The following is a 15,771-nucleotide window of genomic DNA, read 5'->3' on the forward strand; positions in this document are numbered from 1 at the left end:
GGCGCTCGGGCATGATGGCCGGGTGAGGTACGTGGCGATCGGCGACAGTTTCACCGAGGGCATGGGGGACGAGCGGGCCGACGGCGTCCCCCGCGGCTGGGCGGACCTGGTCGCCGCCGGGATCGCCGAGGCGACCGGGGAGACGGTGCAGTACGCCAATCTCGCCATCCGTGGCCGCCTGCTGGGGCCGATCCTGGACGAGCAGCTGGACGTCGCCCTGGGCCTCGACCCGGCGCCGACGATGCTGTCGCTCAACGGCGGCGGCAACGACATGATGCGCCGCGGCACCGACATGGACCACCTGCTGGAGCTGACGGAGATGGCGGTGCGCCGCACCTCGGAGGCGGGCGTGCGGATGCTCCTGCTCAGCGGCGCGGACCCGTCGGAGCACCTGCCCTTCGGCAAGGTGATCCACCGCAAGGGCACCATCCTGTCCGCGGCCGTCCGCGAGCTGACGGAGCGCTACGACGCCCTGTTCGTGAACGTCTTCGGCGACGAGGAGATCCGCCGCGCCCCGTACTGGTCCGCCGACCGCCTGCACCTCAACGCGGCCGGCCACCGCCGGGTCGCGAGCCTGGTCCTGACCGCGCTGGGCCACGCGACCACGGCCCACCGCATCGATCCCGGCCCGGCCCCGTCGAAGGGCCTGCTGGCCGAGGCCAGGTACTACCGCGAGCACGTCCTGCCCTGGGTGACCCGCCGCCTGCGGGGCCGCTCCTCGGGCGACGGCCGCGCGGCGAAATACCCCACGTGGACCCCGATCGGCTGACGATCCTCCTGGCTCGCTTCGCTCGCGGCGGGGGAGCTCCGCTCCACCCGCACCCCCGCAAAACCTGCGGAAAATCCCTCCAGCACCGAAGAGTCCTACGAAGGGCGGGCCGCCGCCGCTCAGCGGCCGCCTGACACCGACGGCGACGGGCGCGGCGCGGTCGGCGGGGCGACGGCGTGGTGGCGATGCGCGCCGCGGCCGCCGCCCCGGCCAGCGCGGTGCCGAGCGGCCAGCGCGCCGCCGTCGACCTCGCCGGTGCGGACCAGCGCCACGAGCGGGTCGTCCGGCCGCAGCGCGAAGTCGTAGGTCGTCGTGATCGCGGCCCCGTCGCCGTCGGCCCGGACCTGCACGTCGACCCACACCTCGCGCGGCGGGTGGGGCAGCTGCCACCATTGCGGGCCGGCCGGCGCGCCGGACGCCACGTCGCCGTAGCGCCGGGGCCGGTTGCCGGCGGGGCTACCGGCCCGATCGGCTACGGCAACCGCGGCGAGCGCCACCAGGAGGCACGCGAGGGCACCGATACGGCGCAGGAGCATCGATGCGTGATGCCAGATCTCACAGTACGAGGGCGGCCGTCTGCTCGGCGATCGCGTGCTCCTCGTCCGTCGGGACCACGCACACCGCGACCCGCGACCCGTCGGGGCTGATGATGCGCTCGCTCGCCGCGTTGCGGGACTCGTCCACGGCGATGCCCCACGAGTCCAGGCCGCGCAGGGCGGCCGCGCGCACGGCCGGGGCGTGCTCGCCCACGCCCGCGGTGAACACGATCGCGTCGAGGCGGCCCAGCACGGCGTGGAAGGCGCCGACGTACTTGCGGATGCGGTGGCAGTACACATCGAAGGCGAGGGAAGCGGCCGAGTCACCGGCTTCGCGGCGCTCCAGGATGGTGCGCATGTCGTTCACGCCGGCCAGGCCGAGGAGCCCGGCGTGGCGCTGCAGGGTGTCGTCGACCGCGGCGAAGTCCATCCCCGCGACGCGGTTGAGATAGGCGGGCACGGCCGGGTCGAGGTCGCCGGAGCGGGTACCCATGACCAGGCCCTCCAGCGGGGTCAGGCCCATCGACGTGTCGACGCTGCGGCCGCCCCGCACCGCCGTGGCGCTCGCCCCGTTGCCCAGGTGCAGGACGATGAGGTTGAGGTCCTCGAGCGGCCGTTCGAGCAGGGCCGCGGCGCGCCCGGCGACATAGCCGCACGAGGTGCCGTGAAAACCGAAACGCCGGATGTCGTACCGCTGCGCGAGGTCGCGATCGATGGCGTACGTGGACGCGGCGGGCGGGATGGTCGCGTGGAAGGCGGTGTCGAACACGGCCACGTGCGGCACGGCGGGCAGCTTCTCGCGGGCCGCCTCGATGCCCGTGATGCCCCCGGGGTTGTGCAGGGGGGCCAGCGGTACGAGCGCGCGCAGCACCTCGAGCACGTCGTCGTCGACGACCGCGGGCGCGTTGAAGCGGGAGCCGCCGTGCACGATCCGGTGGCCGACCGCCTCGATCGCGGCGTCGCCGAGCCCGTCGAGCACCTGGCCGAGGGCGGCCGCGTGGTCCGGCACCCCGCCGGGCTCCCCGATCCGCTCGATCAGGCCCCGCTCCCCCGCGCCCGGATCGGCGAGATCCACGACACGAAACTTCACCGACGACGAGCCGCTGTTGAGCACGAGGATCATGCCAGGCAGACTAACGCCGTGGCCCGCATCGTGTACCTCGTCGAGCACGGACCCGACTCCGGCAAGTCGGCCGTGGCCCTCGGACTCGCCGAACTGCTGTCGCGCAAGGTGCCGCGGATCGGCGTTTTCCGGCCCGTCGCCCCCGAGTCGCAGGACGTTCTGCTGGAGTTGCTGCGCTCGCGGTACAACATCGGCGACGATCGCCTCTACGGGGTGACGTATGCGGAGGCGTCGGCGATGCTCGCGGCCGGACGCGCCGAGGAGCTCGTGGGGCAGGTCGTCGAGCACTTCCGCCTGGTCTCCCAGCAGCACGACGCGGTCGTGGTCATCGGCACCGACATCGACGACGATCTCGCGTTCAACGTCCGCCTGGCCAACGAGTTCGGCGCGGTCGTGGTGTCCGTCGTCAACGGCACCGGCGCCGATGAGTCCACACTGGACTCGATGGCCCGCCAGGCCTTCCACGCGCTGGCCGACCTCGACGCGACCGTCGCCGCCGTGGTGCTCAACCGCACCCCCGAGGCCGTGGCCGCGCCCAAACTGCCGGTGCCGTGCTTCGTGATCCCGGACGTGCCCACGATCGGCGCGCCCACCGTGGCCGAGGTCGCCGCCCAGCTCGGCGCGAGCGTGGTGACCGCCGGCGGCGACCGGGACGCGGCGCTCGGGCGCGACGTGCTCGACTACGTCGTGGGGGCCGCGCAGGTGCCCGCCGTACTGAGCCATCTGACGCCGGACTGCCTGCTCATCACGCCCGGGGACCGCGCGGACCTGCTCGTGGCCGCGGGCGCCGCGCACGCGTCGGGCCTGGTGCCGCTGGCCGGGATCGTGCTCACGCTCGGCATCGCGCCCGACCCCGCGGCCCTGGGCCTCTTCGAGCGGCTCAACCCCGGGCTCGCGGTGCTGTCGGTACCGAAGGCCAGCTACGACACCATCGCGTCGTCCACGCGCATGGAGCACCGCCTGAGCGCGGCCAACCCGCGCAAGGTCGAGGCGGCCCTGGGCGCCTTCGAGTCCAATGTGGACACCGCGGCGCTGGCCGACGTGCTGGAGCTGACGGCGTCGGCTCGGGTGACGCCGCTCATGTTCGAGTACGACCTCATCGACCGCGCCCGCGCCGACCGCCGCCGCCTCGTGCTGCCCGAGGGCACCGAGGAGCGCATCCTGCGCGCCGCGGACATCCTGCTGCGCCGCGGGGTCGCGGACCTGACCCTGCTCGGCGACCCGGCGGTGATCCGGACCAAGGCGCGCGACCTGAGCCTCGACCTCGGCGGCGCCACGCTGGTCGACCCGGTGACGAGCCCGCTGCGCGAGGAGTTCGCCGCGACCTACCGCGACCTGCGCGCCCATAAGGGCGTCACGTTCGACCTGGCCCACGACGTGGTGGCCGACGTGTCGTACTTCGGCACGCTCATGGTCCAGCTCGGCCACGCCGACGGCATGGTGTCGGGCGCGACCCACACCACCGCCGCCACGATCCGCCCCGCCTTCGAGATCATCAAGACCGTCCCGGGCCTGAGCGTCGCCTCGAGCGTCTTCTTCATGCTGCTGCCCGACCGCGTCCTGGTCTACGGCGACTGCGCGGTGAACCCCGACCCGGACGCGGAACAGCTCGCGGACATCGCCCTGTCCTCGGCCGGCACCGCCGCCCGCTTCGGTGTCACGCCGCGCGTGGCCATGCTGTCGTACTCCACGGGCACCTCCGGCTCGGGCGCCGACGTCACGAAGGTCGCGGAGGCCACGGCCATCGTCCGCGCGCGGCGGCCGGACCTGCCGGTGGAGGGCCCGATCCAGTACGACGCGGCGATCGACCCCGCGGTGGCCGCGACGAAGCTGCCCGGCAGCCCGGTGGCCGGCCAGGCGACGGTCTTCGTGTTCCCGGACCTGAACACGGGCAACAACACGTACAAGGCGGTCCAGCGCTCGGCGAACGCCGTGGCGGTGGGCCCGGTCATGCAGGGCCTGCGCAAGCCGGTGAACGACCTGTCAAGGGGCGCGACGGTGAAGGACATCGTGAACACGGTGGCCATCACGGCGATCCAGTCCCAGCCCGCGGCCCAGTAGCCACTCCTCCCCCACGACTTTCGCCCCGCGCTGCCTGCCGGAGGTCATACACCTCCGGCGGCGCACTCTTGCCCGCCCATTTGTCCGCCCGCTTGTCCGCCCGCACTTCTCCGCTCGCTCTTCTCCGCCCGCGGTCCTTCGGCACCGGGGTTGTGCACCCCCTCATCTCCCGCCCGCACTCCTTCGGCACCGGGGTTATGCACCCCCGCCCCTCGCACCTCCGGCCCCGCTCCTTCAACGCCCGGCTCTGCACCCCGCATCTCCCGCCGGCGCTCCTTCGGCACCGGGGTTATGCACCCCCGCCCCTCGCACTTCCGGCCCCCGCTCCCCGGCCCGCCTCGAGAACTCACGGTCCCCCTACTCGGGCGGCATTGGGTTATTTGTCATACCTATGGGGCACGATGGGGAGATGATTGCGAGACTCTCGTCAGTCGTGCTGGACGCCGCGGACCCGCATGCCCTGGCCCGGTTCTACTCGGAACTGCTCGACCTGCCCATCACCAAGGTCGACGGCGACTGGATCGACATCGGCGACGGCGCCAGCCGGATCAGCTTCCAGCACGCCCCGAACCACATCCCGCCGCAGTGGCCGGACCCGAACTACCCGCAGCAACTCCACCTGGACATCTGGGTCGACGACATCGACGCCGCGGAGTCAAAGGTCCTGCGCATGGGCGCCCAGCTGCTCTCGTCCAAGGAGGCAGGCTTCCGCGTCTACAGCGACCCGGCCGGCCATCCCTTCTGCCTCGCGCACAGCTGAGCCCGCCGCCCCACGACCGCGCCCGGCTTGACCACAGCCCGTGCGACCGCCACCGGCCGCGCGCTTGCCACCGGCCACGCGCTCGTTACGGGCCGCGCGCTCGCCACGGCCGCGGGCTCGTTACGGGCCGCACGTTCGTTACGGGCCGCGCGCTAGTTCCGGGCCGCGCTCGTTACGGCCGCGCGCCTGCCGCCGCCCGCACGCCGCCGTCCGCACGCACGCCGCCGCACGCACGCCGCCCGCACGCCGCCGCCCGCACGCCACGGGCCGCGCTCGCCACGGGCCGCGCGCCTGCCGCCGCCCGCGCGCTCGCCATCGGTCAGGCGGTGGCCACCTCGCGCCCGGCTAGCGGTCGACCACGCGCCGTGCCCACCGGCCGGCGAACGCGATGTGAGCCGTGCCCGGGGACCCGCCGCGACGTCTACGACCGCGGCCGGACTCCGGTGCGGGAGCCGGCTTACGGGTCGGCGGTGGCCTTGGCCGGGCAGCCGTTCTTCTGCTGCCACGCGTCGAGCTCGGCGACCGGGGACTTCTCCTTGCCGGCCTTCCACGCGTCCAGGTAGGACCAGGGCCAGATCACCCCGCGGCGCGTCCACCAGTCGCCGGTCTTGGCGCACGCCGGGGACAGGCCGAAGTGGATGTGGCAGGCGCTCGCGTCGCCGGTGCGGCCGACCTTGGCCACCGGCTGGCCGGCCTGCACCACGGTGCCCGCCTCGATGCCGTTGTCGATCGACGCGAAGTGCGACATGTAGTAGCGGGCGCCGTCATTGCCCAGGATCGACACGGACAGGCCGCCGCGGGAGGAGCCCTCGTTGGCCTTGGCGGTCCAGGTGTCGACCTTGGTGACCTCCAGGACGGTGCCGTCGACGGGCGAGAGGGCGTTCAGGCCGCAGTTCGCGATGATGTCGCTCGCCGGGTAATCGTGGTGGTCGTGCGAGTAGGAGCCCTTGCCCTGCAGCGGGAACACGTGCTTCGTGGTTCCCCTGGGCGCCTCGCTGCTCGGGTTCGAGCCCAGCCCGGCGCCGTTGTTCGAGGCGGGTGCGCTCTGCACCTGGCGGCCGGGCGACTGCTGCGCCGCCGGTGCCTGGCTCGACGGGGCCGGGTCGTCGCCGCAGCCGGCCGCGCCCAGGGCCACCGCGAGCAGGGCCGCGCCGGCGAGCGCCGCGCGGGCCGAGCCGGGCCGATGGCGCGCCCGCGTACTCACTCGCTGGACAGACATCGCCCGCCACCCTACGCGCTGCCGTCAACCCACCCCAAGTCACCGCCCGGCCACTGCTCGCCGCCCTCGACGCCCGCGTTCCGTGAATGCCGCGTGACCGATTTTTCGCCTGTCGGGGGATAAATCCGGCGCGGAGCGCCGGATCGATCAAGCGGACCCGAGCACTGAGGAACGCGGCCCCGAGCGCTGGGAAAACGCGGCGCGAGCAGGCCCCGAGCACGCAGGGCCAGCGCGGTGCACGCAGGCCGTGAGCACGCAGGGAAAGGGCCAGCGCAGGGGAAGGAGCGGTGTGAGCGGGCTGGGGGTGGGTGCGGGAGACGGCTGGCGCGTCAGTAGCGGGCGGCGTACGACGTCGGAGGCTCGCCGAACATGTTGGTGAAGTCTCGCGTCAGGTGGGCCTGGTCCGCGTAGCCCAGGTCGGCGGCCAGGGCGGCCCAGTCGATCGGGGTCCGTGCCGCCATCCGCTCGGTCACCTCGTGCAGGCGGAAGCGGCGCAGCACCCACTTCGGGCTCACGCCCACGTGTTCGGCGAAGAGCCGCTGCAGGTGGCGTTCGCTGACCGCCCAGCGCGTCGTCAGCTGGTCGACCCGGCGCAGGTCGGGCGAGCCGGCGATCTCCCCCACCCGGCGGGCGGCCTCGTCGCCGGGTGGGTCCGGCTGCGAACCGGTCAGCAGGTAGTCGTGCAAGGCGTCCACCGGAGGTGCCGGCTCCGAGTCCGTGGTCAGGTGGGTGAGGTCCAGTGACGGGAGGCCGGCGAAGACCGCCTCGGCCGGGAGGGACCGGTCGGTGATCGTGTCCACCGGGGCGTTCAGGTAGCGGCGGAAGACGCCCGGGCGGAAGGCCACGCCCAGCACCGCCGCCCGGCCCGACAGGACTCTCGTCACACGGCCCCGGGCCACACCGCGGATCATGGGCGGGCCGGTGGTGGAGAAGGTCAGCTGGACGTTCGGGCGCGGGACCACGAGCTGGGTGTAGTCCGGCTGGTCGCGCAGGTCCCAGCGGGCCCACCAGTAGTGGGAGATCAGCGCCGAGAGCTCCGCGGCCGGGGGTGCGAAGCCGTGGGCCTGGAAGGACGACCAGGCTCCGGCCAGCTCGCGGCGGTCGCGCATCCGGCACATTTTGCCAGCATCCGCGCCTGGTGCGGTCTTGCCCCGCGGAGGCCGGGATTCCTGGCGGGAGCGACGGTCCGCCGCTGACGCGGACCCGAGCCATGGAGCCCCAAAGAAGGAACGTCGGCCACATTATGCGCATATGTCGGATTTGTCGGCGGGGGTCGGCTTTACTGAACCGGTCACGAGAACAACGCGGAACCGTCGAGGGTGCCGGACAGCGCACACGGGGGACGACGGAAGCCGCGGAGCAGCGGGTCCGGGAGGCAATGGCGCCGACCGGACCCGTTTCTGTTTGGTGTGGTGGCGGGGGCGTTGCGTACAGTTCCCGTCGTGACCCCGCACGACCCCCATGAAGAAGCCCCCGGCATCGATCCCGAGCGGCTGGCCATCTGCCTCGCCGTGTTCGAGGAGCTGGCCGAGCTGCCGCCCGAGCACCCCGACGTGCTGCGCGTGCGGCGGGCCACCTCGCACCTCTACAAGCACGTCAAGCGGCAGCGCCGCAGTGAGCGGCGGGCCGCCGTCACCGAGAACGACCGGCTCGTCACCGCGGCGACCGCGACCGGGGCGCCGGGGCGGATCGACGACGAGACGCAGGGCATCGCGCTGGTGTCGCCGACCATCGGGGCCAGCGCGGGGCGGCTGAAGCGCGCCCGTTCGTGCTACACGTGCAAGACGCGCTACGTCGACGTCGACGCGTTCTACCACCAGCTCTGCCCGCCGTGCGCCAGGCTCAACCGGGAGCGGCGCGACCAGCGCGCGGACCTGAGCGGGCGGCGTGCGCTGCTCACCGGCGGACGAGCCAAGATCGGCATGTACATCGCGCTGCGGCTGCTGCGCGACGGGGCGCACACGACGATCACCACGCGGTTCCCCAACGACGCCGTGCGGCGCTTCGCGGCCATGGCGGACAGCGCGGACTGGCTGCACCGGCTGCGCATCGTCGGCATCGACCTGCGCGACCCGGCCCAGGTCGTCGCGCTCGCCGACGACGTGGCCGCGCAGGGGCCGCTCGACATCCTCATCAACAACGCGGCGCAGACGGTGAAGCGCACCGCCGGCTCCTACTCGCACCTGGTCGCCGCCGAGTCCGCGCCGCTCATGCTCGACGGCCCGATGCCCGACGTGGTGACGTTCCACAAGACCGACGCGGAGCTCGTGCTCGAGTCCGGGCGGGCGGGCGGGCTCATCGCGCCGGACGCGCTCACCGCGCTCGCGCTGACCAGCCGGAACACGACCCCCGAGAAGATCGCGGCGCTCACCGCCATCGACGCGGGCGGGCTGGTGCCGGACCTGGCCGCGTCCAACAGCTGGGTGCAGACGGTCGAGGAGGTCGACCCGCTCGAGCTGCTCGAGGTGCAGCTGTGCAACGTCACCGCGCCGTTCATCCTGGTCTCGCGGCTGCGGCCGGCGCTCAAGGCGGCGACCGCGCGGCGCAAGTACGTCGTGAACGTCTCCGCCATGGAAGGCCAGTTCAGCCGCCGGTACAAGGGGCCCGGCCACCCGCACACCAACATGGCCAAGGCCGCGCTGAACATGCTCACGCGCACGAGCGCCGAGGAGATGCTCAACGACGGCATCCTCATGACGGCCGTCGACACCGGGTGGATCACCGACGAGCGGCCGCACCCGCAGAAGATGCGGCTGCACGAGGAGGGCTTCCACGCGCCGCTGGACCTCGCCGACGGGGCCGCGCGGGTCTACGACCCGATCGTGCGCGGCGAGCGCGGCGAGGACCTCTACGGCTGCTTCCTCAAGGACTTCGAGCCGTCGAGCTGGTGAGCCGCTACCGCAGCTGATACATGAGCATGAACTTGCCGACCTGGACCTCGTCGCCGTCGTTCAGGTTGGCGCTCTTGACCCGCTCGCCGTTGACGTAGGTGCCGTTGAGGCTGCCCAGGTCGAGCATCGAGTAGCCGAAGCCGCCGCCGTTGCGGTGGAACTCGACGTGCTTGCGCGACACCGTGTTGTCGTCGAGCACGATCTGGTTGGCCGAGTCGCGGCCGCAGCGCACCACGTCGCCGTCGAGGGCGAACTCGGCCCCGGCCTCGGCGCCCTTGCGGATCAGCAGCGTGGCGCGGCCCGAGGGCAGCTTCTCCATGTGCGCGGTCAGGTCCAGCGGCTGGGTCGGGCCCTCGGGCGCCTGGACCGAGGCCGTGTTGAGCAGCTCCTCGGTGGTCAGGATCGGCACGCCCCAGTGCCGGGCCAGCGCGATCGCCTCCAGCGGCGCCGCCGGCACCCGGATGCCCTGCCCCAGCACCAGCTGGAACGGCCCGTGCGCGGCCACGACCTCGATCGCCCGCAGCGGCGCGTTCAACGCCATCAGCGCGCGCTGGAACAGCTCCGCGCTGATCGGCTCGTCCATGCTGCGCGGGCCGCCCTCCACGGGCAGCTGCAGGTGCCGGCCCGTGGGTTCGTCCTTGAGCAGGACCACGGGACGGCTCTGCCAGGTCTGCGCACGCACACCCACCACGACGAGCTCTCGCATGCCCCGCCTCCCGAGTCCGTAGTCAAAGGCTGTCAACCCCTGTGCGCCTAACGGTACCGTGTCGGGCGACCGGCACCCTGGGCCGGTCAGGTGGAGGTCTATCGTCGGATCTGTCCGATCTGCCGCATCAGCCGGTCGACCTCGGCCGCCCAGTCGACCTGTTCGCCCCGGTCGCGCCGCGTTCGGGCGGTCCCGGCCAGCACGAGCTCGACGAAATCGGCTCCCGTCGTGAAGCCGACAGCAACTTCGGTCGCGATCTGCTGGTACTGCGGCGCCACCCAGAACTCGAACGCCTGCGACACGTCGCCCGAGTTGAGCCGGAAGCCCAGCGTGCGCAGCGCCTCGAGGGCCGCGGCCTCGGCCGGGAGCGGGTGCACGGCCACGAAGTCCAGGTCGCCGGGGTCGTGGGCGAAGGCGACCTCGAGCTCGGTGCGCACCCCGACGGCCAGGCCGGGGACCCGCTCGCCATACACATGCGTGATCGGCGTTTCCAGCGGAAGAGCCAGCGTCATCGGTACGGCCCGAGCCTCCCCCGCCCGCAGCCGGAACTCCCCGGCCAGCTCGTGACGGCCCAGCTCACGGGTCTCGGAGCCGTCCCGGGTCACCAGGGTCAGCACGATCCGCTCGATCTCGACGTCGCGCTCGCCGCCGGTGAGGTGCACGGCTCCGGCGAGTGACTCCCCCGGGCGGCACACAGGATCATCGAGTACCGTATCGACGGCCGGGCCGCCCACGCCCAGCGCGGCGCGGCGCAGGCTCCGGAAGACCATGGCGGGCACACTAACACGCGGCACTGTAGGGTTGGATCGTGTCAAAGCTGCTGCGGATCGGGGAACTCGCGAACCAGGCCGGCGTGTCGACCCGCACGGTCGACTTCTACACCGGGCTCGGCCTGATCGAGTCGGCCGAGCGGACGGCCGGCAACTTCCGCCTCTACGACGCCTCCTGCATCGAGCGCATCGCGGCCATCAAGGCGCTGGAGGCCAACGGCGTGAGCCTGGCCGACATGGCCGGCGCGCTCGAACGCGGCGCGGGCGACCTCACCGGCCAGCTCAGCCAGGTGCAGGGCGACATCGAGACGCTGCGCGAGGCCGCCGTGCACGCCGGGCCGGCCGCGCACCAGCTCCTGCTCGCGCTCACGGCGCGGCTGCAGTCGCTGGTGCACACGGCCATCGAGCTGACCCAGAACCTGCCGCCGCTCGGCGGCTGAGCGCCTACACCCTGATCTACGCCCGGACCAGCTCGGCGATGCGCCGGCCGTGCTCGGCCGCGTGCTCGTGGCCGGTCTTCAGCAGCTCGGCGGCCAGCCCGCGCAGCGGCTCCATCGCCGGGTTGACGTCGGCGAGCGTCAGCTCCGCCTCGGCCACGTGCACGTCGAGGTGCAGCACCTCGGCGAGGACGCGCCGCACGTAGGGGCCGTTGTGGTCCCAGCCCTCCTTCGGCGTGCCCGGTCCGTAACCGCCGCCGCGGCTCATCGCGAGCACCGCCGGGCGCCCGGCGAGGGGGCGGTCGCCGTAACCGCCGAACCGCTGGTTGAACAGGACCAGGTCGATCCAGGTCTTGAAGCTCGCCGGCACGCCCCAGTTGTAGAGCGGCACCGCGAAGACGTACGCGTCCGCGTCGAGCAGCTCGGCGGTGAGGCGGTCGACCAGCTCGAGCGCCTCGGGGGACTTCTGCGCCGCCAGCGCGTTGCGGGCCCACAGATCGGCGGGCAGCGGCTCGAGCCCGATGTCACGGCGGGTCACGGTGGCGCCGGGGTGCTCGGCGAGCCAGGCCTGCTCGGCGGTGTCGGCGAGCGCGCGGCTCACGGACCCGGTCGTGCGGATGCTCGCGTCGAGACGGAAGAGATGCATGATGCGGTACCTCCACGGTGTCCTGCTGTACGAGAGAAAGTCTGCTCCACAGAACATCTGGTGGCAAGAGTGCGTGACCTGCTTATCATTGCTGACATGACGCACGCGGCTGACTCGCACGTCGAGCTCCAGGCGGACCTCGGCTGGGCGCTGGGCGTGCTGCTGCGCGGCTACGCGAAGGGCGCCCAGTCGGTGATCGCCGACGTGCCCGGCGGCCCGCGCGGCTACCAGGTCCTGACCTCCGCGGTCGACGGGGCGGCCTGCACCCAGCTCGCCCTGGCCAACAAGCTGGGCATCGACCGGACCGTCATGACCTACCTGCTCGACGACCTCGAGAAGGCCGGCCTGATCGAGCGCAAGCCGGACCCGGCCGACCGCCGCGCGCGGCGCGTCCTGGCCACCGAGGCGGGCCGCGCGACCCTGTGCGACCTGCAGCGCAAGCTGCGCCACGTCGAGGACCGGGTGCTGGGCGCCCTGCCGGACGAGGACCGCGGCCGCTTCCGGGAGATGCTGCGGGCCGTGGCCGTCAACATCGACACCCACGACCCGCTGAGCGACGCCTGCTCCGTGGTCGAGACCTTCAGCGGCGTCGAACCCGCTACTCGGGCCCGCCGCTCTCCCAGTTCGGGTCGCGCCCGCTGAGCCCGAGCACGCGCGCGAACCACGGCGCCTCTGCCGCGACGGGGACCTCGGGCCCGTAGACGCCCATCGCCCGGCCCTGCTCGGCGGAGCGGGCGACCTCGGCGTACATGGCTTCGAGCACGTCGTCCCCGAACGCGATCGGCACGCCGAGCGCCCGCGCCAGGTCCCACCCGTGCAGCACGAACTCGCCGAGCACCATCCCGCCGACGAGATCCGCGGGCAGCTCGACCGTGGCCATGACCGTCTCGCCGGTCCACGCCCCCGGCTCACCCCACGCCGCCGCGAGCCGCTCGACCTGCGCGCGCACGTCCCCGTCACCGCCGCCGGGCGGCACCGCCTCCTTGCGCGCCGCCCCCTCGAGCGACGGCCCCCATTCGAGCAGGTGCGCACGCAGCGCGCGCACGTCCCACTCCCCGCACGGCGTCGGCCGGTCGAGATCCTCCGGCGCGATCCGCCCGAGGAGGTCGAGCATGACGGGGGCGGCCGCGACTGTCAGCTGGTGCTTGTCCATGCCCTCAACCTCTCGCACCGGCACCGGCCCCGTCTTGGACAAACCCGCCAGGCGCGTGGCGGGCGACCGGGCGCAGCCACGGCACGGCCAGCAGGATCACCACGGGCGAGAGGATGAAGCCCGCGCGCGTCGAGGTCACCGCGTCCAGGATGGCGCCGTCGATCGCCGCGCCGGCCGCGGCCCCGACCGAGAAGGCGGTGGCCACCCAGGCGAAGGCCTCCGCGGCCGTGCCCGCCGGGGCGATGCGGTCCACGGTCAGGAAGGCTCCGGCCAGCAGCGGCGGCAGGAACAGGCCGCACAGCACGGCGAGCGGCACCATGAGCGCGGCCGGGGACGGGGTCAGCAGCAGCGGCACGTAGCCGAGGCCGAGCAGGGTGCCCAGCAGCGGCAGCCGGCGCGCGTCCACCCGCACGCGGGTGTTCACCAGGCCCCCGATGAGCGCGCCGAAGGCCTGCGCGGCCAGCAGCCAGCTGGAGAACGAGCGGTGCCCGACCGACTCGGCGTAATCCAGCATCGCCACCGGCAGCGAGCCCACGCCCGCGCCGATCAGGACCACCGCGGTCAGCAGCAGCCGCAGCGGGCCCGAGCGCAGGGCGCCCGCCCAGTGCCGCTCCGCGGGCTCGCCGCGCCAGGCGCGCACGGCCGGGGTGGTCACGAACCAGACGGTGCCGAGCAGCTGGAGCGCGGCGGTGGCCAGGACGCCGGCCGTACCGCCGCCGAGGGCCACCGCCACGCCGGCGACGAGCGGGCCGAAGATGAAGATGAGCTCCTGCACGGCGATGTCGAGGGTGTACGCGGTGGGGACCTGCTCCTCGTCGAGCAGGCTCCGCCAGAGCACCCGCAGGCCGGCCTCGAACGGCGGGGCGCCCAGGCCCGCGAGGAGCACGGCGATCAGCGCCGCCCAGAGCGGTACGCCCTGGACCAGCACCACGAAGCCGAGCGTGGACACGGCGGCGCCGGCGAGCATGACCGGCGGCTGGCGGAGCCGGTCCGCGATGCGCGCCAGGACGGGGCCGCCCACCGCCAGGCCGGCGGTGTAGACGCCCACAAGCAGGCCGGCGGCGGCGATGGAGAGGCTCTCGCGCGCGTACAGCAGCAGGGCCACCGGGGCCGCGCCCAGCGGCAGCCGCCCGACGCAGCTGGCGGCCAGGACCCGGGCGACCTGCGCGGCGCGCAGCACGGTGGTGAGCGACATGGTCGCGATCATGCCAGCCCGGCCCTGATTAACAACAGCATAAACGGGCGTTAGGCCGGATTTGCAAATCGTACGAGGCGTCCTTAAGCGCAGCTCGGATACGTTTTGCGCACCCGAGAGAAATGGTGTTCGACAATGCGCAGAACGGTGCTGTACCCGCTGGTCGCCCTCGGTGCCGCCGCCGCCGGGACGCTGGTCTACGCCGAGCCGGCCTCGGCCCACGGATACGTGTCCTCGCCGCCGAGCCGGCAGGCGTTGTGCGCGCAGGGCAAGGTCTCCGACTGCGGCGCGATCCAGTACGAGCCGCAGAGCGTCGAGGGGCCGAAGGGGCTGCGCAGCTGCGACGGCGGCAACGCGCGCTTCTCGGTGCTCAGCGACGACAGCCGCAACTGGCCGGCGACCGCCGTGGGCACCTCGGTCACGTTCAACTGGGTGCTCACCGCCCGGCATTCGACGAGCACGTGGCAGTACTTCATCGGCGACAAGCAGATCGCCCAGTTCGACGACGGCGGCAAGCAGCCCAACGCCACGGTGTCGCAGCAGGTCAGCCTGGCCGGGTTCAGCGGGCGGCAGAAGATCCTGGCCGTGTGGAACATCGCGGACACCGCGAACGCCTTCTACAACTGCATCGACGTGCAGATCGGCGGCGCGGGCGGTGGTTCGACTCCCACACCTAAGCCGACTCCGACAAAGTCGATCACGCCCACGCCGACTCCAACGAAGAGCGCGACTCCGACGAAGACCGCCGGCGCGAGCCCGACGAAGGGCACTACGGACTGGGCGCCGGACACGCTGTATCACGTCGGGGACGTGGTGACGTACAACGGCAAGCAGTATCAATGCCGCCAGTCCCACCGCTCGATCTACACGTGGGAGCCGATCTACACCCTCGCCCTCTGGCTTCCGGTGTGAAGCGCCTGGTGATCGCGGTCCTGCTGCTGTTCGCGGTGACCGCCTGCGGCGCGAAGCCCACGCCCGTGCCAGAGCTCTCGGCCAGCCAGGGCATCGCCGAGGCGGACGCGGTCACCGCGGCCGGCCCGCACAACGACTTCGACGTGATGTTCCTGCAGATGATGATCGCCCACCAGCAGCAGGGCCGGCAGATGCTCAAGCTGGGCCAGCAGAAGGGCGTGCGCGAGGAGGTCGTCGACCTGGCCGGCGCCATCGACGTGGTCGAGGCCGAGGAGGTCCGCACCATGCAGCGCTGGCTGCAGGCGTGGAACGTGCCGCAGACCGAGGTCTCCGACCCGGCCCTGCACGCGGCCCACGGCGGGCGGCCGGCGACCGGACCGGAGGAGATCCAGGCGCTGCAGGACGCGACCGGGGCCGACTTCGAGACGAAGTTCCTCAACCTGCTCATCGCGCACCAGCACAACGCGGTCGAGCTGGCCCAGCAGCTGGCCACGACCGGCCAGAACGTGACGGTCAAGCAGCTGGCGGAGCGGGTGCAGCTGTCCCGCCAACAGCAGATCAAGCAGATGCTGGCCCTCGCCGCGGGCTGAAAG

17 protein-coding genes are annotated in these 15,771 nt (G+C 72.9%); 8 read left to right on the forward strand and 9 right to left on the reverse strand.

The window, feature by feature from the left end; genetic code table 11:
- Window positions 1-22 precede the first annotated feature (22 nt).
- Window positions 23-769, forward strand: coding sequence for an SGNH/GDSL hydrolase family protein (locus AC6JBM_RS31660; protein WP_497977683.1), 747 nt, complete (start codon window positions 23-25; stop codon window positions 767-769).
- A 119-nt stretch (window positions 770-888) separates the two neighbouring features.
- Here the strand turns inward: AC6JBM_RS31660 and AC6JBM_RS31665 are convergent, their stop codons facing one another.
- Window positions 889-1,305 (reverse strand): hypothetical protein, encoded by a 417-nt coding sequence (locus tag AC6JBM_RS31665; RefSeq protein WP_497977684.1) that lies wholly within the window; start codon window positions 1,303-1,305, stop codon window positions 889-891.
- 19 nt (window positions 1,306-1,324) lie between these two features.
- On the reverse strand, window positions 1,325-2,428 hold the full coding sequence (locus tag AC6JBM_RS31670) for an acetate/propionate family kinase (protein ID WP_497977685.1): 1,104 nt from the start codon (window positions 2,426-2,428) through the stop codon (window positions 1,325-1,327).
- Window positions 2,429-2,446: 18 nt separating this feature from the next.
- Between AC6JBM_RS31670 and pta the strand changes: the two genes are divergently transcribed.
- Together pta and AC6JBM_RS31680 are read left to right on the forward strand one after the other, a co-directional pair.
- A complete protein-coding gene (gene pta / locus AC6JBM_RS31675) occupies window positions 2,447-4,489 on the forward strand; it encodes a phosphate acetyltransferase (protein ID WP_497977686.1) in 2,043 nt (680 codons plus the stop codon).
- Between the two features lie 409 nt (window positions 4,490-4,898).
- A complete protein-coding gene (locus AC6JBM_RS31680) occupies window positions 4,899-5,249 on the forward strand; it encodes a VOC family protein (protein ID WP_497977687.1) in 351 nt (116 codons plus the stop codon).
- 457 nt (window positions 5,250-5,706) lie between these two features.
- Here the strand turns inward: AC6JBM_RS31680 and AC6JBM_RS31685 are convergent, their stop codons facing one another.
- Window positions 5,707-6,468, reverse strand: coding sequence for a M23 family metallopeptidase (locus tag AC6JBM_RS31685; RefSeq protein WP_497977688.1), 762 nt, complete (start codon window positions 6,466-6,468; stop codon window positions 5,707-5,709).
- Between the two features lie 329 nt (window positions 6,469-6,797).
- A complete protein-coding gene (locus tag AC6JBM_RS31690; RefSeq protein ID WP_497977689.1) occupies window positions 6,798-7,577 on the reverse strand; it encodes an AraC family transcriptional regulator in 780 nt (259 codons plus the stop codon).
- Window positions 7,578-7,910: 333 nt separating this feature from the next.
- Between AC6JBM_RS31690 and AC6JBM_RS31695 the strand changes: the two genes are divergently transcribed.
- On the forward strand, window positions 7,911-9,359 hold the full coding sequence (locus tag AC6JBM_RS31695; protein ID WP_497977690.1) for an SDR family NAD(P)-dependent oxidoreductase: 1,449 nt from the start codon (window positions 7,911-7,913) through the stop codon (window positions 9,357-9,359).
- Window positions 9,360-9,363: 4 nt separating this feature from the next.
- Here AC6JBM_RS31695 and AC6JBM_RS31700 read toward each other — a convergent pair whose 3' ends face one another.
- On the reverse strand, window positions 9,364-10,065 hold the full coding sequence (locus AC6JBM_RS31700) for a bifunctional nuclease domain-containing protein (RefSeq protein WP_350618442.1): 702 nt from the start codon (window positions 10,063-10,065) through the stop codon (window positions 9,364-9,366).
- 98 nt (window positions 10,066-10,163) lie between these two features.
- A complete protein-coding gene (locus AC6JBM_RS31705; RefSeq protein ID WP_350618440.1) occupies window positions 10,164-10,835 on the reverse strand; it encodes a sporulation protein in 672 nt (223 codons plus the stop codon).
- A gap of 38 nt (window positions 10,836-10,873) precedes the next feature.
- On the opposite strand from AC6JBM_RS31705, the gene AC6JBM_RS31710 reads away from it, so the two are divergent.
- Window positions 10,874-11,275: a MerR family transcriptional regulator gene (locus AC6JBM_RS31710; protein ID WP_350618438.1), complete on the forward strand. Its 402-nt coding sequence runs from the start codon at window positions 10,874-10,876 to the stop codon at window positions 11,273-11,275.
- Window positions 11,276-11,291: 16 nt separating this feature from the next.
- Here the strand turns inward: AC6JBM_RS31710 and AC6JBM_RS31715 are convergent, their stop codons facing one another.
- Entirely contained in the window at window positions 11,292-11,918 is a 627-nt protein-coding gene (locus tag AC6JBM_RS31715; RefSeq protein WP_497977691.1) for an FMN-dependent NADH-azoreductase, read from the reverse strand.
- Window positions 11,919-12,014: 96 nt separating this feature from the next.
- Between AC6JBM_RS31715 and AC6JBM_RS31720 the strand changes: the two genes are divergently transcribed.
- Window positions 12,015-12,560, forward strand: coding sequence for a MarR family winged helix-turn-helix transcriptional regulator (locus AC6JBM_RS31720; protein ID WP_497977692.1), 546 nt, complete (start codon window positions 12,015-12,017; stop codon window positions 12,558-12,560).
- On the opposite strand, the gene AC6JBM_RS31725 is transcribed toward AC6JBM_RS31720, so the two are convergent.
- Window positions 12,517-13,071 (reverse strand): TIGR03086 family metal-binding protein, encoded by a 555-nt coding sequence (locus AC6JBM_RS31725; protein ID WP_497977693.1) that lies wholly within the window; start codon window positions 13,069-13,071, stop codon window positions 12,517-12,519. The genes AC6JBM_RS31720 and AC6JBM_RS31725 overlap by 44 nt on opposite strands.
- A 4-nt stretch (window positions 13,072-13,075) precedes the next feature.
- Complete coding sequence (locus AC6JBM_RS31730; protein ID WP_497977694.1) at window positions 13,076-14,266, reverse strand: MFS transporter; 1,191 nt, start codon at window positions 14,264-14,266, stop codon at window positions 13,076-13,078.
- Between the two features lie 135 nt (window positions 14,267-14,401).
- Between AC6JBM_RS31730 and AC6JBM_RS31735 the strand changes: the two genes are divergently transcribed.
- A complete protein-coding gene (locus AC6JBM_RS31735; protein WP_497977695.1) occupies window positions 14,402-15,178 on the forward strand; it encodes a lytic polysaccharide monooxygenase in 777 nt (258 codons plus the stop codon).
- Window positions 15,175-15,768: a DUF305 domain-containing protein gene (locus AC6JBM_RS31740; protein ID WP_497977696.1), complete on the forward strand. Its 594-nt coding sequence runs from the start codon at window positions 15,175-15,177 to the stop codon at window positions 15,766-15,768. Before AC6JBM_RS31735 ends, AC6JBM_RS31740 begins: the two co-directional genes overlap by 4 nt.
- The last annotated feature ends 3 nt before the right edge of the window (window positions 15,769-15,771 follow it).

It is taken from the genome of Dactylosporangium thailandense, from assembly GCF_059739745.1.